The following is a 23,483-nucleotide window of genomic DNA, read 5'->3' as shown; positions in this document are numbered from 1 at the left end:
CCATTTTTTGATTGGCTGCATCTTTTGCAATCAATCGGATAATAAATTGACCATTGCGTGCGCATCGGCTAAAAGGCTGGTGCGCACTTTTTCAGGAGCGGTCACTTTATAAATAAATGAGTTAATCAATTGAACATAGGTTTGCATGTAATAAACAGATGACGAAAGATTCCCACTCATATAAGCCGTTTGCGCTTTGTTCAACGTGTTAGAAAGTGACGCTGTTTCCGACTCATTCAAATTTTTCAACCCGAATTGATGGATGATCTCGTTGCGCATCGTATCAAAGCCGTCACGTATTCCTGAATAGCCAAGCAGCTGAAGCTCGCTGATCGACAGAGGGTTACTGCTGTTGTTTTTCGTTATGGTTATTTTGTAATAAGAGTATATCTTTGGATTTTTTATCGAGAACGCACGTGTCATGGAGCGCCATTTGAATTTCTGGTTAGTTCTTGTATCAAGAAGATCCCAGATTGTCCCATCATTTGATCCCCACACTGTCCAGCTCTCCGGATCGCTTGAATCCCGGCTGTTTGTCGAGGTTAAGGTATACATTTTTATCCTGCGATTCTCTGCTTTAAAATGAAAGATAACTGACGGATGATCTTTTTCGAATTTAACAGAAGTCTGCCACTTGTTGTCGACCAAATCGGTCAGACTGCCTTTCCCGTTTTGAGGATTGATTGTTGCTTTCTCAGTAAGATCATTCAACGCTTTCGGATAAAGAAATGAACCATTTGTCGATTGTGCGGTAAGTGATTCAGGTACAGTATCTGCGGATGTTCCCCAGCTGGATGGCTGAGCACCCATATTAAAGACGAGTGTTCCGCCGTTTGCCAGATCGCTTGCTGATAACGTCGTTTGTTGCAACGAACGGCCATTGAGTGAAACACTTTGGACGTATTTGTTCTTATTGCTTACCTTAGGAGCGCTGATGATCAGCTCTTTTCCGTTCTCCAAATGCAGCGTCATTTTCTTGAAATACGGAGCGCCGATTACATAATTCTGTGTTCCTTTCTGCAGCGGATAGATACCCGCTGCGCCAAATAGATAATAGCCTGAAAGCATCGCTCCTGTATCGGAGCCTAAATAGCCTTGACCGATTGATCCGCCTGTATAGAAACGGTTCAAGAGTGCCCGAGTCATGTTTTGTGTCTTCCAAGGAGCGGAAGCGAATAAATACATGTAGGGAAGTGAAGGCGATGAAGTATTGTCAAGGGTGAACATCCCCATCTTGCTGCCTAAAGCAAGACGCGCTTTTGCTTGTTTTTTAATTGATTGAGCAGAGGGCTCTGTGCTGAGATACTGATCGAGCTTATCAATCAGTCCAGCCTTTCCTCCATACAAATTAATAAGGCCTTGACCATCCTGGGGAACGTTAAAGGCGTTCGCCCAGTCCTCTACAGTTTGATTGCTCAACTGGCTGCTCTTCAATGAACTGATCGCCCATTTTCCGTTCTCTTTCCGCGGTGTGAAGGCATCGAGTGAGCGGTTAAAAAGATTAAGATAATCTTTCGAACGGCTTAAATAATAGCTGCTGTCCTCTGAAAGAGAAGAAGTATTCGGCTGTTTGTTTGCCAAAGTCTTGCCAAAATTCCCTAGGGCAAAATCGTTGATCGATCGGTTTAATGTTTGACTGATGCTGTTTTTTTGACTGGACGATGTATATCCGGTAAGTAACTGTTCCTGTTCATTTTCAGGTACAGAAGCGGCTTGCAGCATAGCAGTATACAGCAGCGACGTATTGATACCAGGAACTCCTTTTGCAACAGCATCAGCAAAGGCGGTCCCTGCATCAGCGTCGAAACGTCCGCCATTTTTATAAACCGTAAGAAATCCGTTTATTAAGCGGGCGGTCAGTTTCGGTTCAAGAAGTGCATAGGCAGGCCAAGCAGTTTGTGCACTATAAGCGAACGTGCTGTTGACATAAATATGCCCATTTTTGATTGACGCTCCCGTGTGATCGGCTGTATTCGCAGAACTCGCCGGAACGCTGAGGTCCGCATATCGGTACTTCGGGTTTTTCTTTGTTCCAATATTTTCAGAACCATCGTTCGGCGATTGATAGAGTCGATAGAGGTTCGAATACAGAGTCGCTTGCTGATCTGTTTCTGCACCATCGACCGTAATTCGGCTGAGTCGCTCATTCCATTCTTTTTTTGCTTTCTTTTCAACATCTTTAATGGAGGTCTTCTTGCCGATTTCCTGGTTCAAATTTTTCTTCGCCTGCCCTATGCTGATCAAAGAACTTCCCACTTTTAAGGTAACTGCGCGGTTCTTTGAGGTATCGAATTTGAAGAAGGCGGTCACAGAATCACGATCTTCTCCGGACAAATGCTGTGCATCGGTAACCGGCTGATCTACGGTTGCGTAGAAGAACATTCTGTTCATGTTGCCGGTGGTTTTATCTTTGATGTCGGAGTAACCTTCAATTGATTGTGTCTTGGGATGCAACGTCAGGCTGCCTTGCCGATCCAGATTGTCAAAGAGCAGATTGCCTTGGCTTCCCGTAAAGGTGTAACGCATGACTGCAGCGTGGCTGGTTGCGGCAAGCTCAGCGCTCATGCCATCAGTAAACGTGACTGAATAGCGATAAGGGCTGGCCGACTCGTCCGATCGATTGAACGCCTTGCTTCGTCCAAGCCGATTGGCGCTTGGTGTACCGGAAAAGCTTGAGGGCATCACCTGCAACGTTTGCCTAATGCCGCTCTGATCATTTGCTGATTGGCTGAGTGAAAAGGACTGAAGTTCAGGCAAATTACTCGGATCATTATTTTGGCTATATGGATAAATCTGTTTCTTCGCACTGCTGTCAATTGCCGGTGACCAATAATTGAATCCGTTGGGCACGCCAATTGCCGGAACCGTATCCCCACGCGCAAATTGTGAATCGGAAGCTGTGCCGCGGAGCACGTTTACCTGATCAACGGGCTGCACCTTTGCAGCAGATGCCGCGGAGACATTGCTGATGCGCAGGTCGTCAACTGCTCCTTTAAATGTGCTTTCTGTCCTTGATGATTTATAGGCGAGAAGAATGCGGACAATTGTTTTTCCTTTTGCAGCTTTACCGAGCGAGATCGTTTTATTATTCCATTGATTCATGAGCATCGTGCCGGATTTTCCCTGAGCTTCCGGGGTTATGGCCACACCATTCTGATCCACTGCTTTCAGCTGATGAAGATAGCTACCATCCGAAAACTTAAGATCGACGGATACATAGCTTGCTGTCTGTGCATTGGGATCCTTTTTTGTCGCTTCAGGAGCGATAAGATAGGAGAGCTGTGTATCTTTTGTTACCGGAATATGTACGTTGAAGAGCTTATTATAGGCATAACTGTCCTTCTTTTTGGCAGTTGAACCTGCATAAGTGAGGACATGACTGCCTGTCCATCCTAACTTTGAGGGAGCATTATACAAATCGCTTGGTCCGCGTGAGATATAAGTAGCCATAGTTTTGCCGCTGCCATCGAACGCCTTGACACCATTGGACGATATTTCTCCGTTTTTACCGTTTTCAGCTGTGTTCTTCCAAGTCAGTGCCGGATTGCCGTTCTCAAAGGAAGTGAAAAAGAGGTGCTGCTTAGTCTGTGCCTTTACTTCGTGACCAGGTAATAATGGAGCGGTCAAGCTCAGACAAATACAGCTGATGAAAATTTTAAAACTAGTACTTAAACTCATGATGCTGCCCCTCTTCTTTTTATACGGCGTACCCTGTCATTCATTATTCGCAAAGAAGTTGATAGCCGTGCCGGCCGATCAATTATTCTATGGTATGTAAAAAATTTCACAGCAAAATAACAGCCAGTAATTCAGTGACTTAATCATTTTATTATAACGGAACGCAGCTTATCTATAAAGAAGGCTCTGCAATGACATTGATTTTTTTACAGCACGTTGATGATGCGGATCAGACAGCATATTGCCCACAAAAAATGAACAGACGTCGCTCGAATCAAAGCTGAACGCAAAAAAAATATGCGACAAGAATGCCGGTCAGCATCTCATCGCAAAACGAGTAAATGATGGTTTCCTAAATCAAGATCAAACATCTTAACTTAAGGTTAACTGCAACAGAAGGTGTGTTAAAGCTTACAAGAACATAATAGCACCGTTTGACCACCATTCAATAAAACGTGTCATGAAATCTGACATATTATTTTGTTTTTATAAATTGTCGATACATCTGTGTTGCAAGATCTGACAGAACTTACTTTGTAAAAGGCGTGCTCATTTCCTTAGCACGTACGATTGCCTGATGAACACAGTCAATGACGTCTTGTTTTACATCTTGTTTGTCTAACGTGTCGATGCCTGCCTGAGTTGTTCCTCCGGGGGTTGCAACAGCCTTCAACAGGTCGGAGGCTGACTTTCCGGATTGATTCAGAAGATGTGTTGCGCCAAGTAGCGTCTGCATGACAAGCTGTGCTGATGAAGCCGCAGGGATTCCTTCACGCATTCCTGCTTCCTGCATTGCCTGAGCAAGATAGTATAAATAGGCGGGTCCGCTTCCTGCAAGCCCTGCGATGACATCAATCTCGCTTTCCTTAACGACGGTAACGGTGCCGACGGTTTCGAACAGCTGTTTGGCGAGTTTCAGCTGCGCATCCGTGACAAAAGAACCTGCTGCTATTCCGGTTGCAGAGAGACCTATGGATGCGGATGTGTTCGGCATCGCTCGAACTATCGAGAGATCGATTCCGGACGCCGATTGAATGAATGAGGTAGGTACGCCTACCATTAACGATATGACCAGTTGTTCCGGACGCAGATAGGCTTTCATTTCCTCCACTGCACTCTTTGTGTCTGCGGGTCTGAATGCAAAGATAACAATCTCAGCATTCTTCAGCGCCAATTCTTTATTCTGAGTTGTGTGGACATGAAACTCCTGTTCAAGTTCTACGAGGCGTTCCTTGTTTGCATGATTGTTCATCCAAACATGATCTGCCGTAACAAACTTTTTATTCAGAAAGCCCTTTAATAAAGATTCCGCTAATTCGCCGGAACCGATAAATGCTATTTTTTCAACCAACATCTTCACCCTTTCATTCCAAAGGTGGGCACCTCCGAGTCAAGGTACCCACCAAAAAAATATCAACGCTATCATATCATTAATTGATCTTACCTGCCAGATGCTCCTTTGAATGTCTGCAGCATTGCGGGTTTTTGCCGCCTTCTGTTTCCGAAGTGAACTCTATTGCCTAGAACCAGTTTTATGGTCTTGTGCAGGCGCGCGAATTGATTCATGCGTGCCGAATATCTTACCCAGTAGGAAAGCAGCACAAGAACCATAATCATAACTTGAGGCGAGGACAAGGTGAAGTCCATAATGCCATACAGAATGATGGTCGGCAATGAAAAGAGAAACAGTGCTGCTGAATAGTTGGTCTTAGCACTCATTCGCTGCGCTTTGAACAGCTGGAACGTATTAATGACAATGACAGCAAGAAAAAACAGACCGCAAAAAATGCCCGATGAAGAAAGAACGGACAGAAACAGATCATGAGCATGCGGAATCATCTCGCCATTAAGTGCCGCATAATCTCTGCCGAAGCCAAACGTAGTGGCACCGAAGAACGGATTCTCCGTAAAAATATGCCAGCTGTTGCCCCAAATTTCAATCCGTTTTGCCATCGATGATTCTGTTCCGCCTGATCGCGGCATCCATTGGTAGAGAAATGGAGCACTGATCATAACAAGGGCAGCAACGGGAATGAATGCCCGAATGCTCAGCTTATAAAGGAACAAAAGGTGAATCAGGAACATAATGGCGAATCCGGCTCTCGATCCCGTTTGATAGATACCTAGATCAAGAATCGGAAGAATCAAAAGTGACAAGACAATAAGCTGCTTGTTTTTTAGCTGCAAGGCTCGCAACAGTTCGACTGAAAGAAAAGCGAGTGCGAGTATTAACAGGTAACAGGCATAGTTCGGATTGAACGTTGATCCGTATAAACGCGGCATACCCCTGTATCCAAATAAAAAATGTCCGGTTAAGAAGGAAACCGCTGTTCCGACAATTGAATCATGAGGAATCAGATTCAATACTTTTTCCGAGAAGAAAATATAAACTCCGCCCCAAATTGTAATCCACACAAATTGTCTTATATGAAGATGTTCGGGATGACGCAGCCAATACATGTAGATCCCAAGGTAACCAATCAGAATGAGCGTGGAAAGAAGATCAGTAACTTGCCAATTAATCAGTACAGAACCGATCGACGCTATGGCCATTAAGGCAAGCAAAAGGCTGATGAGATCGGTAGGCAGCGCATGTTTTTTCGAAATTTGACTGCGCCATTCCAGGATGGCGCAGCCGACAAACCAAGCCATTCCGATAGGCGGGAGCACATATAATAGGATAAACCCTAAAATAAAAGGCTTTTGTTTGACTTTATCAAGTCCGTTCATCATAAATTCGTCCTCCGAATTGTGTTTTCGTTATCTATGCATCATTACTTATACTTTAAATTGATCATCTATATTAAGTTTGTGGGGAAATTTATATATTTGTGGGTTTATCGATGTAAGGGCTACCAAAATTATACATCGATCGTTATAATTAGTGTAATAAAAATGATCAAGCAGGGGGAAGACAATGAAACTTGCCACTATAGGAACAAGCAGCATTACGCAACAATTTGTGAAAGCGGTTAAGAAGACAGGGCGGTTCGATTACGTCGGTGCCTATTCCAGATCGGAGGAAAAAGCAAAGCAGTTTTCAGAAGAATTTGGTGGGAGCCGGTGGTTCACGACACTCGAAGACCTGGCTGCAAGTAATGAGGTGGACGCCATTTATTGCGCGTCTCCGAACGGGCTGCATTTTCAGCAAGTGTCAGTCCTGTTGCGCGGCGGAAAACATGTTATATGTGAGAAACCGATTTTTGCTAATTTAGAAGAATTTGATGAGGCAGTGAAACTTGCAGATGAGCATCACGTGTATTTATTTGAAGCCATCCGCAACATTCAGACGCCGGTTTTTAAAAAATTACAGCAGGAGCTTCCACGAGCGGGACAGCTTCGTTCCGCTGTTCTGCAGCTCATTCAATATTCCTCGCGCTATGATAAATTTCTGGACGGAGAGATTACAAACATCTTCTCACCGAAGTTTGCAGCGGGAGCACTGCAAGATCTTGGCGTTTACCCGACCTATGTAGCGGTCGCTCTTTTCGGCGAACCGGAGCGATCCGTCTATTATCCGGTCAAATTATCCAATGGAATTGACGGCGGAGGTACCTTGGTGCTCACCTATCCCGGCTTCGTCTGTACGATACTCTGCTCGAAGATCGCCTATTCCGATGCACCGTCGGAAATTCATGGTGAAAAAGGAACGTTCCGGATCAATAATTCATCCAATATCGCACGCCTTGAGTGGATTGATGCCCATAATAAAGAGGTACAGCCGATTGCAACCCATTTTGAAGAAGACGATAAGATCTATGAAATCAGCAATTTTGCGGATATCCTTGAACAGAACAATAAACAAGAGTATTTACGTCTACGCGCACTTAGTCGGAGCGTTGTCAAAACCATGAGTTCGGCACGGAAGCAGAGTGGAATCATTTTTCCAAATGATTAATGAGGCACGTTGTACGATCCGGACCTCGGAAGGTATTAAATTCAGACCTGCGACTGATCACGTCCACTTGATTAACAGCTAAAGTAAAGACATCAAAGATTTAATCGTTTGAAAGGCGTGAACAGTATGCGGAATGTATTGGAAGAAACTGTTGATATGGATGGAATTGATGATCTTATTGTCAACACCTCATCAACGGATGTTGAATTGATTCAGACGGAAGAGACGGTTTTAAAAGCTCAGGTTTGGACGGGAGATCTGGATGAGCAGAATTGCCCTGTTGAACTGGTGATGAATAAAAAAGATGACAAATTAGAAATTCATATTATCCGCAACAGACAGGATTGGCTGACTCGCCTCAAGACGTTAAGCTTTGCAAACGTAAAAGTCGTTATCGAGTTACCGACACGACTCTATGACCACATTGTGATTGACGGGCAATCAAGTGATATAAGTGCGTTTGAACTTGTAACCAATCGGATGAATTTCTCATGCCGCTCAGGTGATATTGAACTGATGCATTGCGCCGCAAATCAAGAACTAAATGCGACGACATCAAGCGGTGATCTGACTATTTGCGATACACATGTAAAGGAAAGATTGAATGCGAACACGTCGAGTGGTGATGTTCGTCTGAACAAATCATCTGCGGATGATTTGAGACTGCTCACGCATTCAGGTGACATAACGGTAACTGACTGTTGCGGTGATCTGGATGCTTCGGCCAGTTCCGGTGATATTGACTTGACTAGTGACGAGCTTGCCGGCGATTTGAACTTGGAAACAAGCAGCGGTGATGTCACGGTCACATTCGGGGATGAGCCTGATTCAGTTTCCGTTTATTATCAAGGATCTTCAGGTGATGGTTCTGTACATTTTAAAGATATGCTTTATAAAGAGAAAAGCGATCATCATATCATTGGTAAAAAAGGAGACGGCAAATATAAGATCAAGGCTCGGACAAGTTCAGGAGATTTCAGTCTAAAATAAGCAATCAAAAGCTTCGACGGGTGATAGACCCGACGAAGCTTCTTTTGTAAGATAAGGAAGTTTATCGTTCTGTCTTGCTGGTACAATGATCAGCGCCTTAAGATTTGGTTGGGCGATCAGGTAACTGCCCAATCTGATAAATAAACGGAAAAATTACCCTTATTTACCCGCGAAACAAGCGTCATGATGCATATAACCAGAAAATTTCCGCTTATTTTACTCGTTACTTAATGAAGGACCAAAATACTTTATGAAATAGAAATGTCTGTTCAAGCACATGGTTGATGATTAAAAACCGTATTTGGAGCAAAGGAACTTTCGCTAACTACGCATACGTCCTGTATGCAACGCGAAAGCCATCACATCCTGTGAAAGTAAGGACCGGGCGCTTTTTGCCCGGTTTTTCTAACAAGTAAAGAAAGTATATCGTTCTGCCTTGCTGGTACAATGATCAGCGTCATAAGATTCAGGTGGACGATCAGGCAAGCGCCCAATCTGAGAAATAGACGGAAAAATTCCGCTTAAATTGAAAATGAATGGTAAAATCGCTTAAATAGACGGAGAAATTACCCTTATTGAATCGAAAAACGTAAAAATAGAGGTTTTTTCTCTGAATAAGCGGAAAAATTACCCTTATTTACAGGCAAAACTAACGCCATGGTGCATATAACCGGAAAATCTCCACTTATTTTACTCGTTACTTAATGAAGGACCGGGCGCTTTTTGCTCGGTTTTTCTTATGAACGGAACGGATACATTTAGTCATTAAGTACGATGATGTTCATGGAGCGATATCAAACATGATGTGTATTTGTGACTGATACGCATATTTTCTTGCACTTAGGAGAGAATGTCTTTGATGATTCTGAACGGAAAAAGAAAGGTGGATGATCCGCATGGAGCAGCAGAACAAGAATTTTTCAGACGACACCTCATCCTTGTGGCGGGATACGGTACATCTGCCGGTATTCAGCTCATTGAAAGAAAATAAAACAACCGACACACTGGTTGTCGGTGCCGGTATTACCGGAATTACAGCAGCGTACATGCTCGCAAAAAGCGGTGTTCCGGTTATGTTAATTGATGCTGATCGTATTGCCGGAGGTACAAGCGGCAATACGACCGCGAAGATCACAGCGCAGCATGGATTAATTTATGATCATCTCATTCGTACCATTGGCGAAGAAAAAGCGGGGCTCTATTACCAAGCAAATAAAGAGGCACTTCATTGGATGGGAAAGCATGTGAGCGACCGCGGTATTCAATGCGATTATGAAATCCAGCCGGCAGTTGTTTACGCGACGACAGAACAGGAAGAAAAACAAATTGAGAAAGAAAAGGAGGCTTACGATCGGCTTGGAATTTTGGGATCAATGGCGCATTCAATTGATCTCCCCTTAGAAATCAAAAACGCGATCATCATGCCTGGACAGGCGCAGTTTCATCCGCTGATGTATCTGCATGAACTGCTTGCAGATCTTGTGAAATTAAATGTACCCATTTTTGAAGAAACATTGGCAACGGATATACAAGACCCGAAATCTGAGCCGCTTGTAATGACCAAGCAAGGGTTCGGAATACGCTGTCAGCATGTGCTGACCTGCTCTCATTTTCCTTTCTACGACAACCGTTTTTATTTTTCTCGTATGTTCCCGGAACGCTCCTACTTGATTGCTTGCGAGACAGCCGGTGATCCTCCTGATGGAATGTATATTAGTGCTGGCGCGCCGAAGCGTTCCATTCGCGGCTTGCGTCTTAACCACAAGAACTATCTTTTAATCGGCGGTGAAAATCATAAAACAGGGCGCGGCGAATCAATGGCTGTCCATTACCAGCGACTAGCAGAGTTTGCCTCCGTGCATTTTGGATTGGAGACGGCGGCAGCACATTGGTCTGCCCAAGATTTCACGACATTGGATCAAGTCCCTTATATAGGAAGACTTGCAAATAATAATCCGCGTATTTTGGTTGCCGCAGGTTTTCATAAGTGGGGAATGACCACAGGTACGTTAGCTGCCCAACTCATGACCGACTTGGTTTTGGAACGTGTTAATTCCTATGCGGAGCTGTTCAGCCCCGCTCGGTTTGAAGCGGCTCCAATGCTCGCAAGCTTCCTCGTTGAAAATATGAAAACCGCCGGACAGTTGATTAAGGGAAAGGTCAGCAAACCTGCGCCTCTTGACGATCACTTGCAACGGGATTGTGGCATGATCGCATCGCTTCATGGACGAAAGGTCGGCGCGTACCGCGACAAGCACGGGGACTTAACTGTAGTTGATGCGACTTGCCCCCACATGGGCTGCGAAGTAAACTGGAATCAAGACGAGCGGACATGGGATTGCCCTTGCCACGGCTCGCGCTTCAAAGCCAATGGAGAAGTGCTCGACGGTCCGGCGAAAGAATCATTAGCATTGCTTTTTTCGGAGTCTGATCATCAAAGCAAAACACAGAATACCTAAAAATGGGAGTGTTAACGATGGGCATTATCGAAATCATGGCTGAAGAGAAAATTCAGGAAGGCTTAAAAGCAGGTGCGTTCGACCATCTTCCGGGTAAAGGAAAGCCGCTTGTGCTTGAAGATCTGTCGGCGGTGCCGAAAGATCTGCGTGCCGGTTACAAAGTGTTGAAAAATGCCGGCATGCTTCCTGAAGAATTGCAAATTAAAAAAGATATGGTCACACTGAATGACTTGCTCCAGTGCTGTGAAGATGATAAGGAGCGCGACCGCCTGAATAAGCAGCTGCGCTATAAACAATTAAAATTCAACCAATTGATGGAAAAACGTTCGATCGCCCATTCATCAGCTTTTCAGAGCTATCGTACGCGCATTTTCAATCGGCTTCATTTCTTCTGAAATACTTATTTTTTCTTCCAGATTGTCAGAAGCGGTCCACGATTCCCATAAACAGGATCCTGTTTTGGTTTTCCAACCTTGCTAATATTTTTCTTGAATGTCGGAGTTTCTTTAGTTTGTGTATCATAATCCTGTCCGTTCGGGTATCCGCCGGCAATGGAAAAATCGCTGCTTGCAGAGAGCCGTTTATGCCCAGTTCCTGCGGGAAGAACAAGTACATCACCAGCCGACACTTTGAGTTTTTTGCCCTTCTCTCCGCCAATCATCAGTGTTGCATGTCCTGAAATAACACCGAGTACTTCATGAGATGTGCTGTGAAAGTGATGAAAAGGAAAGACACCGTCGACCCAGTTATTGCCCCAATTGTTTTTCTTGAAAGTGTTCACAATCTGCCCGGTCCTTCCTTTAAATGCACCGGGATAAACCAAGACCTGAAAATACGGATTGTTGGGAATGGTTCCGTCATCTTTAAATGTGTAAGTTTTCACTTTGACGAAGTTGTTTTGTCCTTGTGGTTCGTGCTGCTCAGAAACTGATGTCTTCGCTTTGTCTGCTGAATGAGTGTTTGAGGCTGAATTGCTTCCGCAGGCGGAAAGAATCAGGAGCGGAGCAATACCGGCTATTTGAACCCATTTCTGCATGATGAATTCCTCCTTCGATAGGATTTACCAATTAGTATAACACCCCGAATATTTTGATAATAATGATCTGCTTGCAAGCACTTTTTAAATATCTTCAGTTTAGTAGCTTTTTAAGATTGGTGATAGATTGACGATTTTATTGGTCAGAGTGTGAATGTTTGCGTTCATCTCAGCGTCCATCAAAAAAAACATGAACTTTTGTCAAGTATTCTATTAAAGAAGCAAATCTAATATTGTAATAAAAAATAGATTGCTGTATAGTTAAATTAACCTAATACTTTAGAAAGAAATCTTTTTTCTAAAGGGCAAAGCTACTGAAAAGTAGTGACGCAAAGTCACAGATCTAAGGCGAATATTCGCTAGGATGGCTGGGCCGCCGTATTTGATTATCAAACGTAAATGAGAGGAGATTTTTTTATTATGCGTTTTTTTAAGCATACTTTAGTAGGTTTATTGATTATTATTCTATCCCTGACAACCGCCTCCATATCAAACGCGGATCAGTCGAAGTCAACTGCCGGCTCAACGAAACAATCCCAACCAGTTGTTCAACAGAACGAGTCGATTACAAGCGGTGTTGAAGCAAAAACGGTCAAGAAGCATGCAAAGAAAAAGGCGAAAAAGCCTGCAGTTAAGAAAAGTATTAAAAAGAGCGTAAAGAAAAAATCGATAAAGAAGACCGTAAAGAAAGCAAAGAAGTCAGTTAAGAAGAAAAAGACGGTTAAAAAAGCAGTAAAGAAAGCAGTTAAGAAGACAGCAACGGTACATAAGGCTGCTGTAAAAAAAGCGCCGGTAAAGACAGCAGCAAAAGCACCAGTTAAAGCTGCTGCGCCAAAGGCTCAGACAACTGCTCCCGGTCAATATAATGCATCAGTGGAACAACAGATTGTCTCGCTTGTAAATAATGTTCGCGCACAAAATGGACTGCAGGCACTTCAAGTAAAGCCGGAACTTCAAAGCTTTGCCCGTCAATGGAGTCAGCAGCAGTTTAGCAAAAGTGCAATGAGCCACGGCATGATGAATTTCTCACGGAATACAATAGCAGGACAGAACGTGGCCTATGCTAAAGGTGATGTAAACTATTTCGGATGGGATCAGATTTGGAGTGCTCAAGCGACGATGAATGATTGGATGAATTCTCCGGATCATCGTGCAAATATCCTAAAGCCTCAATATAAATATATTGGTGTCGGAGTTGTCTATGGACAAAAGAACGGCAGCTCAGACGGTTGGGCTTTCTTTACACAAGATTTCTCTGATTAAAGTTCATGAATAGAAAAAAGCTCTGACATTGTCAGGGCTCTTTTCGTTTCGGTTACGGTTTCGCAGTGTAGATCTGTATGGCATCACGGAGCATTTCCGCAGCTCCTTTTGCGACATTGTTTTCGTAATACTTTGTAAAACGCGGATCATCGACGTACATTTGGGCAAGTCCTGCATGGGCTTTTTTTGAATAGGTTCCCTTTGGCCAAAAGAAGCTGAGCCATTGCCGGTGAAGATCCGCTGCTTTCTGAGCACAACTGCTCTCCGGATCATTCAAACTGAGTGCTTCTCTTAGATTTTCAAACATCTCATTTTGGATCATTACCGTTTTTTCATAATCTTCCTTGCTTATATTGGCGAATTGTTGATTGGACTTCTTCACTGTTTCTTCTCCGTATTTTTCACGAATCTCTTTACCGTATTTCTGTTCATTCTGATCGAGCATCTTCTTTTTAAAGCCTACAAATTTTTCTTGATCACTCATAACGGTCTCTCCTTTTTGCGAAGCGAGCGTTTTTTCAATCGTCGCGATCAGTTGATCAAGGCGCTTTTTCTCCGCAATTAATTTCTTACGCTGTTCAGTCAGGGCGTCCACTCGATTAAAATCGTCCGCAGATAAAATGTCAGATATTTCTTTGAGGCTAAATTTTAATTCACGAAAAAAGAGAATCTGCTGCAGACGATCCACTTGTTTTGGTCCGTAAATCCGATATCCGGAAGTGTTAATGGACTCCGGTTTCAGCAAATTGATCTTGTCATAGAATCGCAGTGTGCGTCCGCTTACGCCGGCTAAATCACTGAGCTGTTTGATTGTATAGTTCATGGAACCCCTCCTGACACCTTTACTTTACACCTTGACGCAGCGTCAACCTCAAGACTTTTGTTAGAAATTAATCTGATATTCATTTTGAATTAAATCTTACAAAATAAAACATAGTTTTGTCATCATCAGCATGCAGTGGTAGACTTGGGAGTGTTTTTATTGATGCGTATAAAGGAAGGTATTGGTGACATTCTTCAATCAGTTCCCTTGAACGGAGTGATCTTAGTGTTCAGTCATTCATTTCTCCAATTAAACACAATCTTTATCAGTATTATTATTGAAGCAGTCCCCTTCATCATTATCGGGGTGTTTATTTCTGCAATCATTCAGATGTTTGTTACCGATTCTTTGCTTGCGCGCATTGTACCGAAGAACAGAATAGGATCGGTCGTTTTCGGAACATGCATGGGTTCTCTTTTTCCTGCTTGTGAGTGTGGGATTGTCCCAATCACCGAGCGACTAGTGAAGAAGAAGGTTCCGCTGCATGCAGCAATCGCATTCATGCTTGCCGGTCCGATTATTAATCCAGTGGTGCTGTTTGCGACGTATATCGCTTTCGGAAGCAGCTGGCAGATGGTATTCTACCGAGCTGGTCTGGCGATTGCGGTATCCATCGCCGTCGGAATTCTAGTTTCCTATTTATTTCCCGAAAATCAATTGAGAGACTATGTGGATAAAAAAATAGAAAAGTACCATCTTCACCATGATGAAGCCGCAGCTTCAGAACGAATTTCGTTTATAGAAAAATTCAAAGGTACAATGGATCATGCTATTGACGAATTTTTTTCCGTTGGTAAATATCTAGTATTTGGTGCATTTATAGCCGCAGCGATGCAGACCTATATCAAACAAAGTATTTTGCTCTCATTTGCCAATACACCCTTTACAGCTATTCTCGTCATGATGATACTTGCCTTTATTATGTCGCTTTGTTCTGAGGCTGATGCCTTTGTTGCCTCATCATTCCGAAGCACCTTTCCTCCGGGACCATTGACTGCATTTCTTGTGTTCGGTGCAATGGTTGATATTAAGAACTTGATTATGATGCTCTCGACATTTAAAAAGAAATTCGTCGCTGTGCTAATCACGCTGATTTTTGTCTGCGTGTTTGCAGGCGCGTTGCTCATTTAAGGAGGGGCCGGTCATGATTCGTTTTATCATTCTGTTTGGATTTGCCTACCTGTTTTTGCATCTGCATCTTACCGGAGACATCAGCAAATACATTAATATGCGCTATGGCTATCTGTCTTTTTCAATGATTTTTATTATCGGCTTTATGGCTGTCTATCAAATAGTCAAATGGAATGTCGAAGGCGGCAAGGTGCATGCCAAAGTGGAAGAAAAGCTATTTGGCCACGATCACAGTCATGAGAATAATACATGGTGGAAGAAAGGGTTAACCTATGCCCTCGTTGTCTTTCCACTCATTACAGGGTTGTTTTTACCCATCGCAACATTGGATTCAACGATTGTCCGCGCAAAGGGATTTCATTTCGCAGAAATTGACAATGACAAAGATCAGTATGCAAATCACCAAATTCTGAAACCGGACACGAGCCAATATTATGAGAGCAGCACCTACAAAAAAATGCTGAAGTCAGATATGGTGAAATACAGCAAACCGAACTATTTGTATCTCAATGACGATAATTTTCTTCGTGCGCTTGAAGCGGTTTACAATTATCCTGGTGATTTCTCGAATAAGAAAATTTCCATTATGGGATTCGTCTACCATGGTGATTCCTTGGAGAAAAATCAATTGTTTCTATTTCGCTTCGGCATCATTCATTGCATTGCTGATGCAGGGGTGTTCGGCTTGATGGTTCAATTCCCGCATAATGTTGATTACAAGGACGACACATGGATGCGTGCTGAGGGGACGTTGACCGAAACCTATTACCAACCGTTTAAACAGACCATTCCTGTAATTAAGGTGACCAAATGGAAGCAGGTTGAAAAGCCGAAATCGCCTTATGCCTATCGGAAGTATTAATGACTAAGCAGATTTCTTGAATACACTGCCTAAAATTACCTATAATAAAAGCTGTGAACTTGGAATTGCCTGTTTGTTCGCTCCATATTTTGGACAGGTTCATTCCAAATGATAGTGAGGAGGATTTACATGGCAAAGAAAATTGCTGCAGTACTTGCAAATGATTTTGAGGATGTTGAATTCACGGGACCGGCAAAAGCGTATGAGGAAGCAGGTCACACAGTCACTGTTATTGGGAAATCTAAAGGCGAGGTAATTACCGGCAAGCACGGTGCGAAAGTGACAGCTGATGCTTCGATCGATGAAGTAAAGCCAAGCGACTTTGATGCTTTATTAATTGCAGGGGGCTATTCACCGGATAATCTGCGCGATGATGATCGTTTTGTCGCATTCACAAAGGCATTTATGAATGAAGATAAAGGTGTTTTCGCAATCTGTCACGGTCCGCAGCTGCTGATTACAGCAGAAGCCATTAAAGACCGCAACATTACCGGGTACAAATCAATCGCGGTTGATTTGAAGAATGCCGGTGCAAAGTACAAAGATGAGGAAGTCGTCGTTTGCCACAATCTTGTGACGAGCAGGACTCCTGATGACATTCCCGCATTTAATCGCGAAAGCTTGAAGGTTCTCGCGTAAGACAGATGAATCAAAAACCGCTGTTCCCTGGTTTTACGGGGAGCAGCGGTTTTTAGTTGAATAAATAGGTTCCTTTTATCGTGAATCATTTAAATCGCATGTTTCGATTGTTTTCCGCAATTTTGCATTTGTCGTATAAATGTACGGGTGATGCTTAAGTTACTATGCTCATTTTTGCTAATCCAAGCTCGTGTTTGATGATCAAACTGTTGATGAGGCCGAACCGGCCATTCACCGCATACATCCATTCCTTCCACTAGTCTTTCTTCTATTAGTAATTCAAGCAGGGGATTGAGTTGGTCTATGGAAACGGTTCCTTGATTCCAATTTGTTTTTGCATCATTTTCAGATAGAACATCCTTGTCGATACTGACATAAATATGATCGGTTGTAAGAACGTTCAATAACTGTTCCGGTGTAGGAAACCGTTCTTCCGGAAAGAGGACAACCCGAGATCGTTGAGTTATATGTCCCATCAATGCTTCGTTCAAATCGGGACCAATGATGACGACTTTTTGGAGATTTGCAAGCTGGGAAAGCGCATGACGCACCCATGAACCGCATGAGAGCAACGAGTCGATTCTTCCTTCCTGCAGATCCGTGTGATGATCAAAGAGAACCAGTGAGAAGGGATGATGGATGTTCTTTAATAATGCGAGTGTTGCATAGTGATAGTTCCCGCTGCCCCAGAAGGTCAAACCATGATCAGGAACAGTACTTAATTTGTCGCAGATGTGAATGAATGCTTCAGGCGAGCAGTAGAGGTGCGTACCGCGAAGCTGACTGAAATCAATCCAATGATGCGGCGATGCCGCAAGCAGCTGCGGTTGTGATTTATATGAGTTGTCAAAATTGCAGAATGTGATATCATGATGCAACAAAGTCATGCGCAAACACTTCTTTCTCGAATCAGTAAAGATCACAATAAATAAAACGTTTCCATTTTCTATTTTAATGCAATCTATGAAAAAATGAAACTGAGAAAGGCAAGGTTCCGCACGAAACGGTATAAGAAAAGACGGGGGCGAGAGCATGCGCGCATTGCTTGTTATTGATGTTCAGCAAGGATTTGTTGATTCAGGCGATTTCGAGAAAGTCATCAATCGCATTGACTACTTGGTACATAGATTTAAACATAGCCATGAACCGATTTTCTTCATTCGTCATAAAGATGAAAATACGCACAGTTTAATACAAGATGGTTCGCCCGGCAGTGCCATCTGCCGCAAACTTGCTCCTTATGCTACAGAGATTATTGATAAAAATCTACCCAGTGCTTTTTACCGTACGGGTTTAAAAGAGAAACTGCGAATAGCAGGTGTTGATGAAGTGGTATTGTGTGGATTTAATGCGGAATATTGTATTTTCTTCAATTCTGCTGCAGCTTTTGAGCATGGGTTCAAGGTGCGTGTGATTGAGGATGCATGTGCCAGCGTTAATACAGGGAAAACTTATGAAATGAATGATCTTGATATTCCCGATTTCATCTGTACGGTTCTGTACAATTCTGGTGAGGTCACTGTGAATGAACTTCAGGAGTTTTTGGCTGGGATGAATGCAGAGCACAGTTAAAGGCAGTTATTCATTATTAGTGCGTTAGAATTTCGTTCAGTAAGCCGTTATAAAAAAATAGAATTAACAAAAAATTGACAAATAGATAGATATTCTTCCATTTTTTATCAATTTGTTTTATTATGACAGGTACAGGTCATGTAGACCTGAGTAAGAAAACGCTTTGTGCCTGAGTTAAGGAACAAGCGGCTCTTTTTGTTTTTCTTGGCAGTCACTTAATCTGATCGTCATCCTTGGGATGCTGATCGGACATGTGACTGTTTTTTGTGGCGAATCAATGCAGTAAGAAGTAAGGTTATAGGCAGCGATCCTTATTGGCCCTTTTGAACGCTTAGGATTACAGTTTCATTTACGAGTCAGAATTATCTGATTATGAAGAGATTGTTAATTTATATATACAGAAAATTAATACTTTCTTTTCGTCCATTCTTGCTATACTTAGTTCATTAGGAGGCGAATCATGATGAAAATTTTGTTGTCGGGAATTGCTGTCGGCCTTTTGTTACTGCTGCTCGGCATTGTTACACCTTACCACGATACTATTTTAACGGTGGCATTTAGCATCGCAGTTGTTTGTCTCATCCTAGCCGGCATGTTTGTAGGTGCGCTCATTAGCGGAGATCGCAATCGAGCAAATGTTGCAAGTGAAAGTAAAGAGGATTCGAACAATCGCTTGAAGACAGGTTGGCTTTTCTTTTCATTCGGTATACCACAGCTTGTAGTATGCATTTTATTATTTTTTATATTTCCTTAACAATTTGATTTAATAAATTAATACCATGCGTCGCACTGCGATAACTTCCTTCTTTTACAAACCTAATGAATACATAGAATTGATCAACTTGCTCCGCACAATACGGAGAAGTACTGTTTTGATTTTGCCTCAGTCAAAGTTTTCCAACCCCTCTCCGTTATTATCTTTTTGAGCTGCAGGCTCTTCTTAATTGAGTATCCTTATATAACAAGTGAGTTGGAAATTTCACCATCTCACTGTCTAGTTTCAACAAACCTCATGGGCAGACCGATCGGCAGGGAGTGGGCATCTTCACCATGACCGAGCTGCTCGGTCTTTGCTAACGGCAAGTGACAGCGTTCAGTGATTTCAAGCACGAGCTGTTCAATTGAAGGCTCAGATGATTTTGCCTGCATGGCAGAAAATGTGCCAAGTAATACACCCGAGCACTCGTTAAAGAATGATAATTGATCGAGCTGAGCAAGAAGTGAAGCCATACGTGCAGAGCCGCCTCCGAGCGCTTCCAGAAAAATGATTTTGCCGGCAGGATCAGGAAGAAAGTTCGTACCTGCAAGCTTTAGAAAACAACGAATGTTGCCGCCAATAACAATGCCTGACATCTGATTGCCGCGTAACCATCGCACGTTAAAGGTCGGAACTGATGCATTACCCATAAAGGCGTGTTCAAAGATGGTGCGCTGCGTTTCGGCAAATCCGCCGGCAAGGTTTTTAATGCGATAATGATAGGCTGGCAATCCCGTTCTGGCATAAATCGCATTATTGATCACGGATAAATCGCTGATACCTACAAACGGAACAGCTGTTTCGCGAATGGTATCGAAATCAAGAAAGGGCAAAATCTGATTGGCACTGTCGCCTCCCGACACGTCAAATACAGCTTTGATTTCTGAATCGCGAAATAGGCGAAGAAGTTCAGAAGCACGAAGCTGAGGAGATCCGCTGAAGGGTGAATGTGCACCGCGATAAATAGTTTCAGCAATCTTGACTTTTAGACCCAGTTGATTCAATTGTTGTTCTATTTTGTTTAAGACTGAATGATCATCACGGCAGATTCCATCCGAACACGAAATCAAACCAACCGTATCTCCGCTTTTTAATACAGACAAATCGTTCAACCCCTTACACAGTTATTATTTCAATCCTCTTCGGCGCAAGCCTTTCGGGTAGAAATTTTTCAAGGTTCCTGCAGCTGCTTTTCCCCAGCCCAGTGGAAATCCGTCAATCGTTACAACAGTCCAGCCCTTGCGGCTGTCATTTAAGGGCAATGTTTCACCGCGAAGATATTGATCCCACTCTTTACCCGAATAAGTTAACGGCATTTGGTTGTTAAATGATTCTACAGACAGTGCGAGCGCAAGCGCGTGATTGGGCTCAAAACGATTCTTCTTCTGCTCGCCTAAATGCAGGCCAGCTCGAACAATTTTCAACTTGTCAATGTTTGGACAGCCATCAGGAAGTAAAAAGAGCTGGTTGCCGATAAAATGAAAAAGTCCGGTTAATTTCTTGGTCAACGTGCTGTTCTCGAATACTCGGTAGTCCTTTAACAAATTCTCTTTGACAGATGAGGCTGTCGACTGTTTGCACGTTGAAGCATCCCCACGCTTGCATAGCTTAGCGGCAAAATGACCTTCACCGCGCAGCTTATGCGGCCACAACCTGGCCGTTCTGGATAGTTCAGATCTTTTGGTATCCGACCATTCCGGACGGCCGTCAGCTACACCAGCTGTTTTATCAATCGGTAAAAGTTCAAGATCAGGATGCTTTTCAAGAAAGGCATCAATCATTTGTTCATCCTCTTCTGGTGAAAAGGTGCAGGTTGAATAAACGAGAATGCCATCAGTACGCAGCATGACATAGGCTTGTTCCAGAATCTGTGCTTGTAGACTCGCACATTCTGCGACATGCTGCGGACTCCAATACTGCATGGCTTCCGGATCTTTTCGAAACATTCCTTCACCGGAGCACGGAGCATCAACGAGAATTTTGTCAAAATAGCCCGGGAAATAATGAGCCAAACGCTCAGGCATTTCATTCGTAATTATGGCGTTGGCAACGCCCATTCGTTCAATATTCTCAGAAAGTATTCTTGCTCTCTTCGGATAGGGTTCATTCGAGATCAATAGACCCGTATTGTTCATTATGCCAGCCAGCTGCGTTGATTTTCCGCCGGGAGCGGCACATAGATCGAGCACACGTTCTCCGGGTTGGGGATTGAGTGTCTGTGCAACAAACATTGCACTTGGTTCCTGAATGTAGTAAACACCGGCTTGATGAAAGGGGTGCTTTCCGGGTGCGTCCGATTCTTTATAATAAAAACCATTCGGGCAAAACGGAATCTGCTCGAGCAGGAATGGTGTGCTTTTTGCTAGTACATTCGAACTGATTTTTAATGGGTTGGCGCGCAAGCCGAACGCTCGATGATGATTATAGGTTTCAAAAAAGGCGTGCGCTTCATTCGTTCCCAATAGCTCGCTCATTTTGTTTGTAAAATTTTCCGGTAAATCAATCAAGAAAAATCCTCCTTGTTAGAAACGTCTCTCCGTTATTCTGCAGATACGGGAATATGCTGAAACGAGCGCACATCAAACAATCCCGTATCTGTAAGCTTCAAATCCGGAATAACAGGCAGACTGAGAAATGAAAGGGTCAGAAAAGGGTTGAACGATTCGGAAACGCCAAGTGAGGTTGCTGCTTGTCTTAAGTTTTTTAAAGTCTGAGCTACCTTTGCTGCCGGCGTATCAGTCATTAATCCCGCGATCGGCAGGGCGAGTTCGGCAAGCACTTTGCCGTCATTGACGACAACCATACCTCCGTCTATTTCTCTCAATCGTTCCGCTGCAACAATCATGTCCGCGTCGCTGCATCCGGTGACGACTAAGTTATGTGAATCATGTGCGATCGTTGTTGCCATGGCACCGGATTTCATCTCAAATCCTTTAACAATCGCCAAACCAATGGTACCTAGGCCATTGTGCCGTTCGATAACGGCCAATTTTAAATGATCGCTGTCCGGTGAACATGCGAAGCAGCCGTTTTTGACCGATACCTTTTCAACCAGATCGCGAGTCACAAGGCTGTTCGGAATAATCTCAATGACGTGCGCTTTTTGTGCAGATCCGAGTGGAATGGCAAAATTACTTGGTGAAAGCTCCGGCCATGTGAGCGGATGCTTCTCTGCCTTTATGGAAGAATTTGTATGTTCTTGAACAGCATGCCCTTGCTCAGCGACAAGCTTCCCATGGGCGTAGACCTGCTGAATGGAAAACTGTTTTAAGTCGTCAAGAAGCAGAAAATTAGCCTCATAACCTGGGGCAACAGCGCCTTTTTCACGGAATCCATAGCATTCGGCAGCGTTTAACGAGGCCATCTTGATACAGGTGATCGGGTCCAAGCCATGTTCAATCGCCAGACGCACATTATAATCGACACTGCCTTCTTGTATCAGGTCGTCAGGATATTTGTCATCCGTACAGAAGAGGAAGCGGCGGCTGTTGGTTTCATTGACAAGCGGAACCAGCTGCGGCAGGTCTTTAGCGACTGTGCCTTGGCGAATCATAACGTAAAGTCCGCGCGAGAGCCGATCCTTTGCCTCATCAACGTTGATGCATTCATGATCGGTACGAATACCGGCTGCTTTATACACATTGATGTCCTGTGCATTCAGACCTGCAGCGTGACCGTCTATGCGCCAGCTGTGTTTCTGCGTCATGGCAAGTTTAGCAACCATTCTCTCATCGGCATTCAAGACCGCAGGAAAATCCATGACTTCGGCAAGGCCAAGCACATTGTCATACTGAAAAAGCGGTTCCAGATCATCAGCTTCGAGTGTTGCACCGTTGTGTTCAAATGAGGTTGCCGGTACTGAAGAGGGCAGCATGAAGTAGAGATCAATGCTGCTTTCTTGCGCACGTTCCAGCATGAACCGGATGCCGTTTGCACCGAGTACGTTGGCAATTTCATGCGGATCAGTGATCGCGGCTGTGACGCCATGTGCGGCAAGAACATCGGAAAAAGCGCCCGGTGTCAGTAGTGATGACTCAATGTGTACATGAGCATCAATAAGAGCGGGGCTGATAAACCTTCCCTGGGCATCGATTATTTCTTTCCCTTCGTAGTCGCCAAGCCCGATAATCATTCCGTCTGTAATCGCAACATCTGTTTCTAATAGTTCGCCGCTGAATACATCAATCACTTTTCCATTTTTTATGACTAAATCCGCAGGTTCCTTCTTTGAGGCCGTACGGATCTGATGAATTAACTGATCTTTATTTAATTGCAACATTCATGATCCCCTCTCTATATGTTCCGTCCCGATATATATAGAACATTATAACTGAAATACTTAGAATCGGCGAAGCGGATTCCAGGTTCACACATT

General features: G+C 43.6%; 19 protein-coding genes and 1 riboswitch. Of the genes, 10 read left to right on the top strand and 9 right to left on the bottom strand.

The window, feature by feature from the left end; translation table 11 throughout:
- Nucleotides 1–30: 30 nt before the first annotated feature.
- The 3 genes from NOM01_RS12815 to NOM01_RS12805 all read right to left on the bottom strand — a co-directional run bounded on the left by NOM01_RS12815 (nt 31) and on the right by NOM01_RS12805 (nt 6,411).
- Nucleotides 31–3,678, bottom strand: coding sequence for a GH92 family glycosyl hydrolase (locus NOM01_RS12815; RefSeq protein ID WP_255748884.1), 3,648 nt, complete (start codon nt 3,676–3,678; stop codon nt 31–33).
- A gap of 529 nt (nt 3,679–4,207) precedes the next feature.
- Entirely contained in the window at nt 4,208–5,029 is an 822-nt protein-coding gene (proC, locus tag NOM01_RS12810) for a pyrroline-5-carboxylate reductase (protein ID WP_255748883.1), read from the bottom strand.
- A gap of 89 nt (nt 5,030–5,118) precedes the next feature.
- Nucleotides 5,119–6,411: an O-antigen ligase family protein gene (locus tag NOM01_RS12805; protein WP_255748882.1), complete on the bottom strand. Its 1,293-nt coding sequence runs from the start codon at nt 6,409–6,411 to the stop codon at nt 5,119–5,121.
- A 184-nt stretch (nt 6,412–6,595) separates the two neighbouring features.
- Here NOM01_RS12805 and NOM01_RS12800 point away from each other — a divergent pair, with 184 nt between their 5' ends.
- From NOM01_RS12800 to NOM01_RS12785, 4 genes are all read left to right on the top strand, one after another.
- Nucleotides 6,596–7,576, top strand: coding sequence for a Gfo/Idh/MocA family protein (locus NOM01_RS12800; RefSeq protein WP_255748881.1), 981 nt, complete (start codon nt 6,596–6,598; stop codon nt 7,574–7,576).
- Nucleotides 7,577–7,702: 126 nt separating this feature from the next.
- Nucleotides 7,703–8,566, top strand: a complete 864-nt coding sequence (locus tag NOM01_RS12795) for a DUF4097 family beta strand repeat-containing protein (protein ID WP_255748880.1) — start codon at nt 7,703–7,705, stop codon at nt 8,564–8,566.
- 896 nt (nt 8,567–9,462) lie between these two features.
- Nucleotides 9,463–11,025 carry an FAD-dependent oxidoreductase gene (locus NOM01_RS12790; RefSeq protein WP_255748879.1) on the top strand — a complete coding sequence of 521 codons (1,563 nt, stop codon included), beginning with the start codon at nt 9,463–9,465 and terminating at the stop codon, nt 11,023–11,025.
- Nucleotides 11,026–11,042: 17 nt separating this feature from the next.
- Entirely contained in the window at nt 11,043–11,420 is a 378-nt protein-coding gene (locus tag NOM01_RS12785) for a DnaJ family domain-containing protein (protein WP_255748878.1), read from the top strand.
- Between the two features lie 5 nt (nt 11,421–11,425).
- On the opposite strand, the gene NOM01_RS12780 is transcribed toward NOM01_RS12785, so the two are convergent.
- The gene (locus tag NOM01_RS12780) at nt 11,426–12,061 is read right to left on the bottom strand and encodes a cupin domain-containing protein (protein ID WP_255748877.1); all 636 of its coding nucleotides are present in this window, start codon (nt 12,059–12,061) and stop codon (nt 11,426–11,428) included.
- 294 nt (nt 12,062–12,355) lie between these two features.
- A riboswitch (cyclic di-GMP riboswitch) is annotated at nt 12,356–12,442 on the top strand.
- 39 nt (nt 12,443–12,481) lie between these two features.
- Between NOM01_RS12780 and NOM01_RS12775 the strand changes: the two genes are divergently transcribed.
- Nucleotides 12,482–13,324 (top strand): CAP domain-containing protein, encoded by an 843-nt coding sequence (locus NOM01_RS12775; protein WP_255748876.1) that lies wholly within the window; start codon nt 12,482–12,484, stop codon nt 13,322–13,324.
- Nucleotides 13,325–13,376: 52 nt separating this feature from the next.
- Here NOM01_RS12775 and NOM01_RS12770 read toward each other — a convergent pair whose 3' ends face one another.
- Nucleotides 13,377–14,147 carry a MerR family transcriptional regulator gene (locus NOM01_RS12770; protein ID WP_255748875.1) on the bottom strand — a complete coding sequence of 257 codons (771 nt, stop codon included), beginning with the start codon at nt 14,145–14,147 and terminating at the stop codon, nt 13,377–13,379.
- A 162-nt stretch (nt 14,148–14,309) separates the two neighbouring features.
- Between NOM01_RS12770 and NOM01_RS12765 the strand changes: the two genes are divergently transcribed.
- From NOM01_RS12765 to NOM01_RS12755, 3 genes are all read left to right on the top strand, one after another.
- On the top strand, nt 14,310–15,278 hold the full coding sequence (locus NOM01_RS12765; RefSeq protein ID WP_304654883.1) for a permease: 969 nt from the start codon (nt 14,310–14,312) through the stop codon (nt 15,276–15,278).
- A gap of 13 nt (nt 15,279–15,291) precedes the next feature.
- Complete coding sequence (locus NOM01_RS12760) at nt 15,292–16,140, top strand: TIGR03943 family putative permease subunit (RefSeq protein WP_255748874.1); 849 nt, start codon at nt 15,292–15,294, stop codon at nt 16,138–16,140.
- Nucleotides 16,141–16,269: 129 nt separating this feature from the next.
- Entirely contained in the window at nt 16,270–16,779 is a 510-nt protein-coding gene (locus NOM01_RS12755; protein WP_255748872.1) for a type 1 glutamine amidotransferase domain-containing protein, read from the top strand.
- Between the two features lie 89 nt (nt 16,780–16,868).
- On the opposite strand, the gene NOM01_RS12750 is transcribed toward NOM01_RS12755, so the two are convergent.
- A complete protein-coding gene (locus NOM01_RS12750; protein WP_255748871.1) occupies nt 16,869–17,666 on the bottom strand; it encodes an arginase family protein in 798 nt (265 codons plus the stop codon).
- 154 nt (nt 17,667–17,820) lie between these two features.
- Here NOM01_RS12750 and NOM01_RS12745 point away from each other — a divergent pair, with 154 nt between their 5' ends.
- Nucleotides 17,821–18,351 (top strand): isochorismatase family protein, encoded by a 531-nt coding sequence (locus NOM01_RS12745; RefSeq protein ID WP_255748869.1) that lies wholly within the window; start codon nt 17,821–17,823, stop codon nt 18,349–18,351.
- Nucleotides 18,352–18,811: 460 nt separating this feature from the next.
- Complete coding sequence (locus NOM01_RS12740; protein WP_255748868.1) at nt 18,812–19,105, top strand: DUF5316 domain-containing protein; 294 nt, start codon at nt 18,812–18,814, stop codon at nt 19,103–19,105.
- Nucleotides 19,106–19,338: 233 nt separating this feature from the next.
- Here NOM01_RS12740 and NOM01_RS12735 read toward each other — a convergent pair whose 3' ends face one another.
- The 3 genes from NOM01_RS12735 to ade are packed head-to-tail and all read right to left on the bottom strand — an operon-like array spanning nt 19,339 to nt 23,387.
- A complete protein-coding gene (locus NOM01_RS12735) occupies nt 19,339–20,211 on the bottom strand; it encodes a S66 family peptidase (protein WP_255748867.1) in 873 nt (290 codons plus the stop codon).
- A gap of 24 nt (nt 20,212–20,235) precedes the next feature.
- Nucleotides 20,236–21,612, bottom strand: coding sequence for an RsmB/NOP family class I SAM-dependent RNA methyltransferase (locus NOM01_RS12730; RefSeq protein ID WP_255748920.1), 1,377 nt, complete (start codon nt 21,610–21,612; stop codon nt 20,236–20,238).
- A 35-nt stretch (nt 21,613–21,647) separates the two neighbouring features.
- A complete protein-coding gene (gene ade, locus NOM01_RS12725) occupies nt 21,648–23,387 on the bottom strand; it encodes an adenine deaminase (protein ID WP_255748866.1) in 1,740 nt (579 codons plus the stop codon).
- Between the last annotated feature and the right edge of the window lie 96 nt (nt 23,388–23,483).

The organism is Sporolactobacillus sp. STSJ-5 (assembly GCF_024385605.1).
Classification (GTDB): Bacteria; Bacillota; Bacilli; order Bacillales; family Sporolactobacillaceae; genus Sporolactobacillus.
This window is presented reverse-complemented; position numbering and strand designations above follow the sequence as displayed.

Coding starts and splice junctions, on each gene's coding strand:
- NOM01_RS12815 (WP_255748884.1), bottom strand. CDS start 3,678: ATGAGTTTAAGTACTAGTTTTAAAATTTTCATCAGCTGTATTTGTCTG.
- NOM01_RS12805 (WP_255748882.1), bottom strand. CDS start 6,411: ATGATGAACGGACTTGATAAAGTCAAACAAAAGCCTTTTATTTTAGGG.
- NOM01_RS12800 (WP_255748881.1), top strand. CDS start 6,596: ATGAAACTTGCCACTATAGGAACAAGCAGCATTACGCAACAATTTGTG.
- NOM01_RS12795 (WP_255748880.1), top strand. CDS start 7,703: ATGCGGAATGTATTGGAAGAAACTGTTGATATGGATGGAATTGATGAT.
- NOM01_RS12790 (WP_255748879.1), top strand. CDS start 9,463: ATGGAGCAGCAGAACAAGAATTTTTCAGACGACACCTCATCCTTGTGG.
- NOM01_RS12785 (WP_255748878.1), top strand. CDS start 11,043: ATGGGCATTATCGAAATCATGGCTGAAGAGAAAATTCAGGAAGGCTTA.
- NOM01_RS12780 (WP_255748877.1), bottom strand. CDS start 12,061: ATGCAGAAATGGGTTCAAATAGCCGGTATTGCTCCGCTCCTGATTCTT.
- NOM01_RS12775 (WP_255748876.1), top strand. CDS start 12,482: ATGCGTTTTTTTAAGCATACTTTAGTAGGTTTATTGATTATTATTCTA.
- NOM01_RS12770 (WP_255748875.1), bottom strand. CDS start 14,147: ATGAACTATACAATCAAACAGCTCAGTGATTTAGCCGGCGTAAGCGGA.
- NOM01_RS12765 (WP_304654883.1), top strand. CDS start 14,310: ATGCGTATAAAGGAAGGTATTGGTGACATTCTTCAATCAGTTCCCTTG.
- NOM01_RS12760 (WP_255748874.1), top strand. CDS start 15,292: ATGATTCGTTTTATCATTCTGTTTGGATTTGCCTACCTGTTTTTGCAT.
- NOM01_RS12755 (WP_255748872.1), top strand. CDS start 16,270: ATGGCAAAGAAAATTGCTGCAGTACTTGCAAATGATTTTGAGGATGTT.
- NOM01_RS12750 (WP_255748871.1), bottom strand. CDS start 17,666: ATGACTTTGTTGCATCATGATATCACATTCTGCAATTTTGACAACTCA.
- NOM01_RS12740 (WP_255748868.1), top strand. CDS start 18,812: ATGATGAAAATTTTGTTGTCGGGAATTGCTGTCGGCCTTTTGTTACTG.
- ade (WP_255748866.1), bottom strand. CDS start 23,387: ATGTTGCAATTAAATAAAGATCAGTTAATTCATCAGATCCGTACGGCC.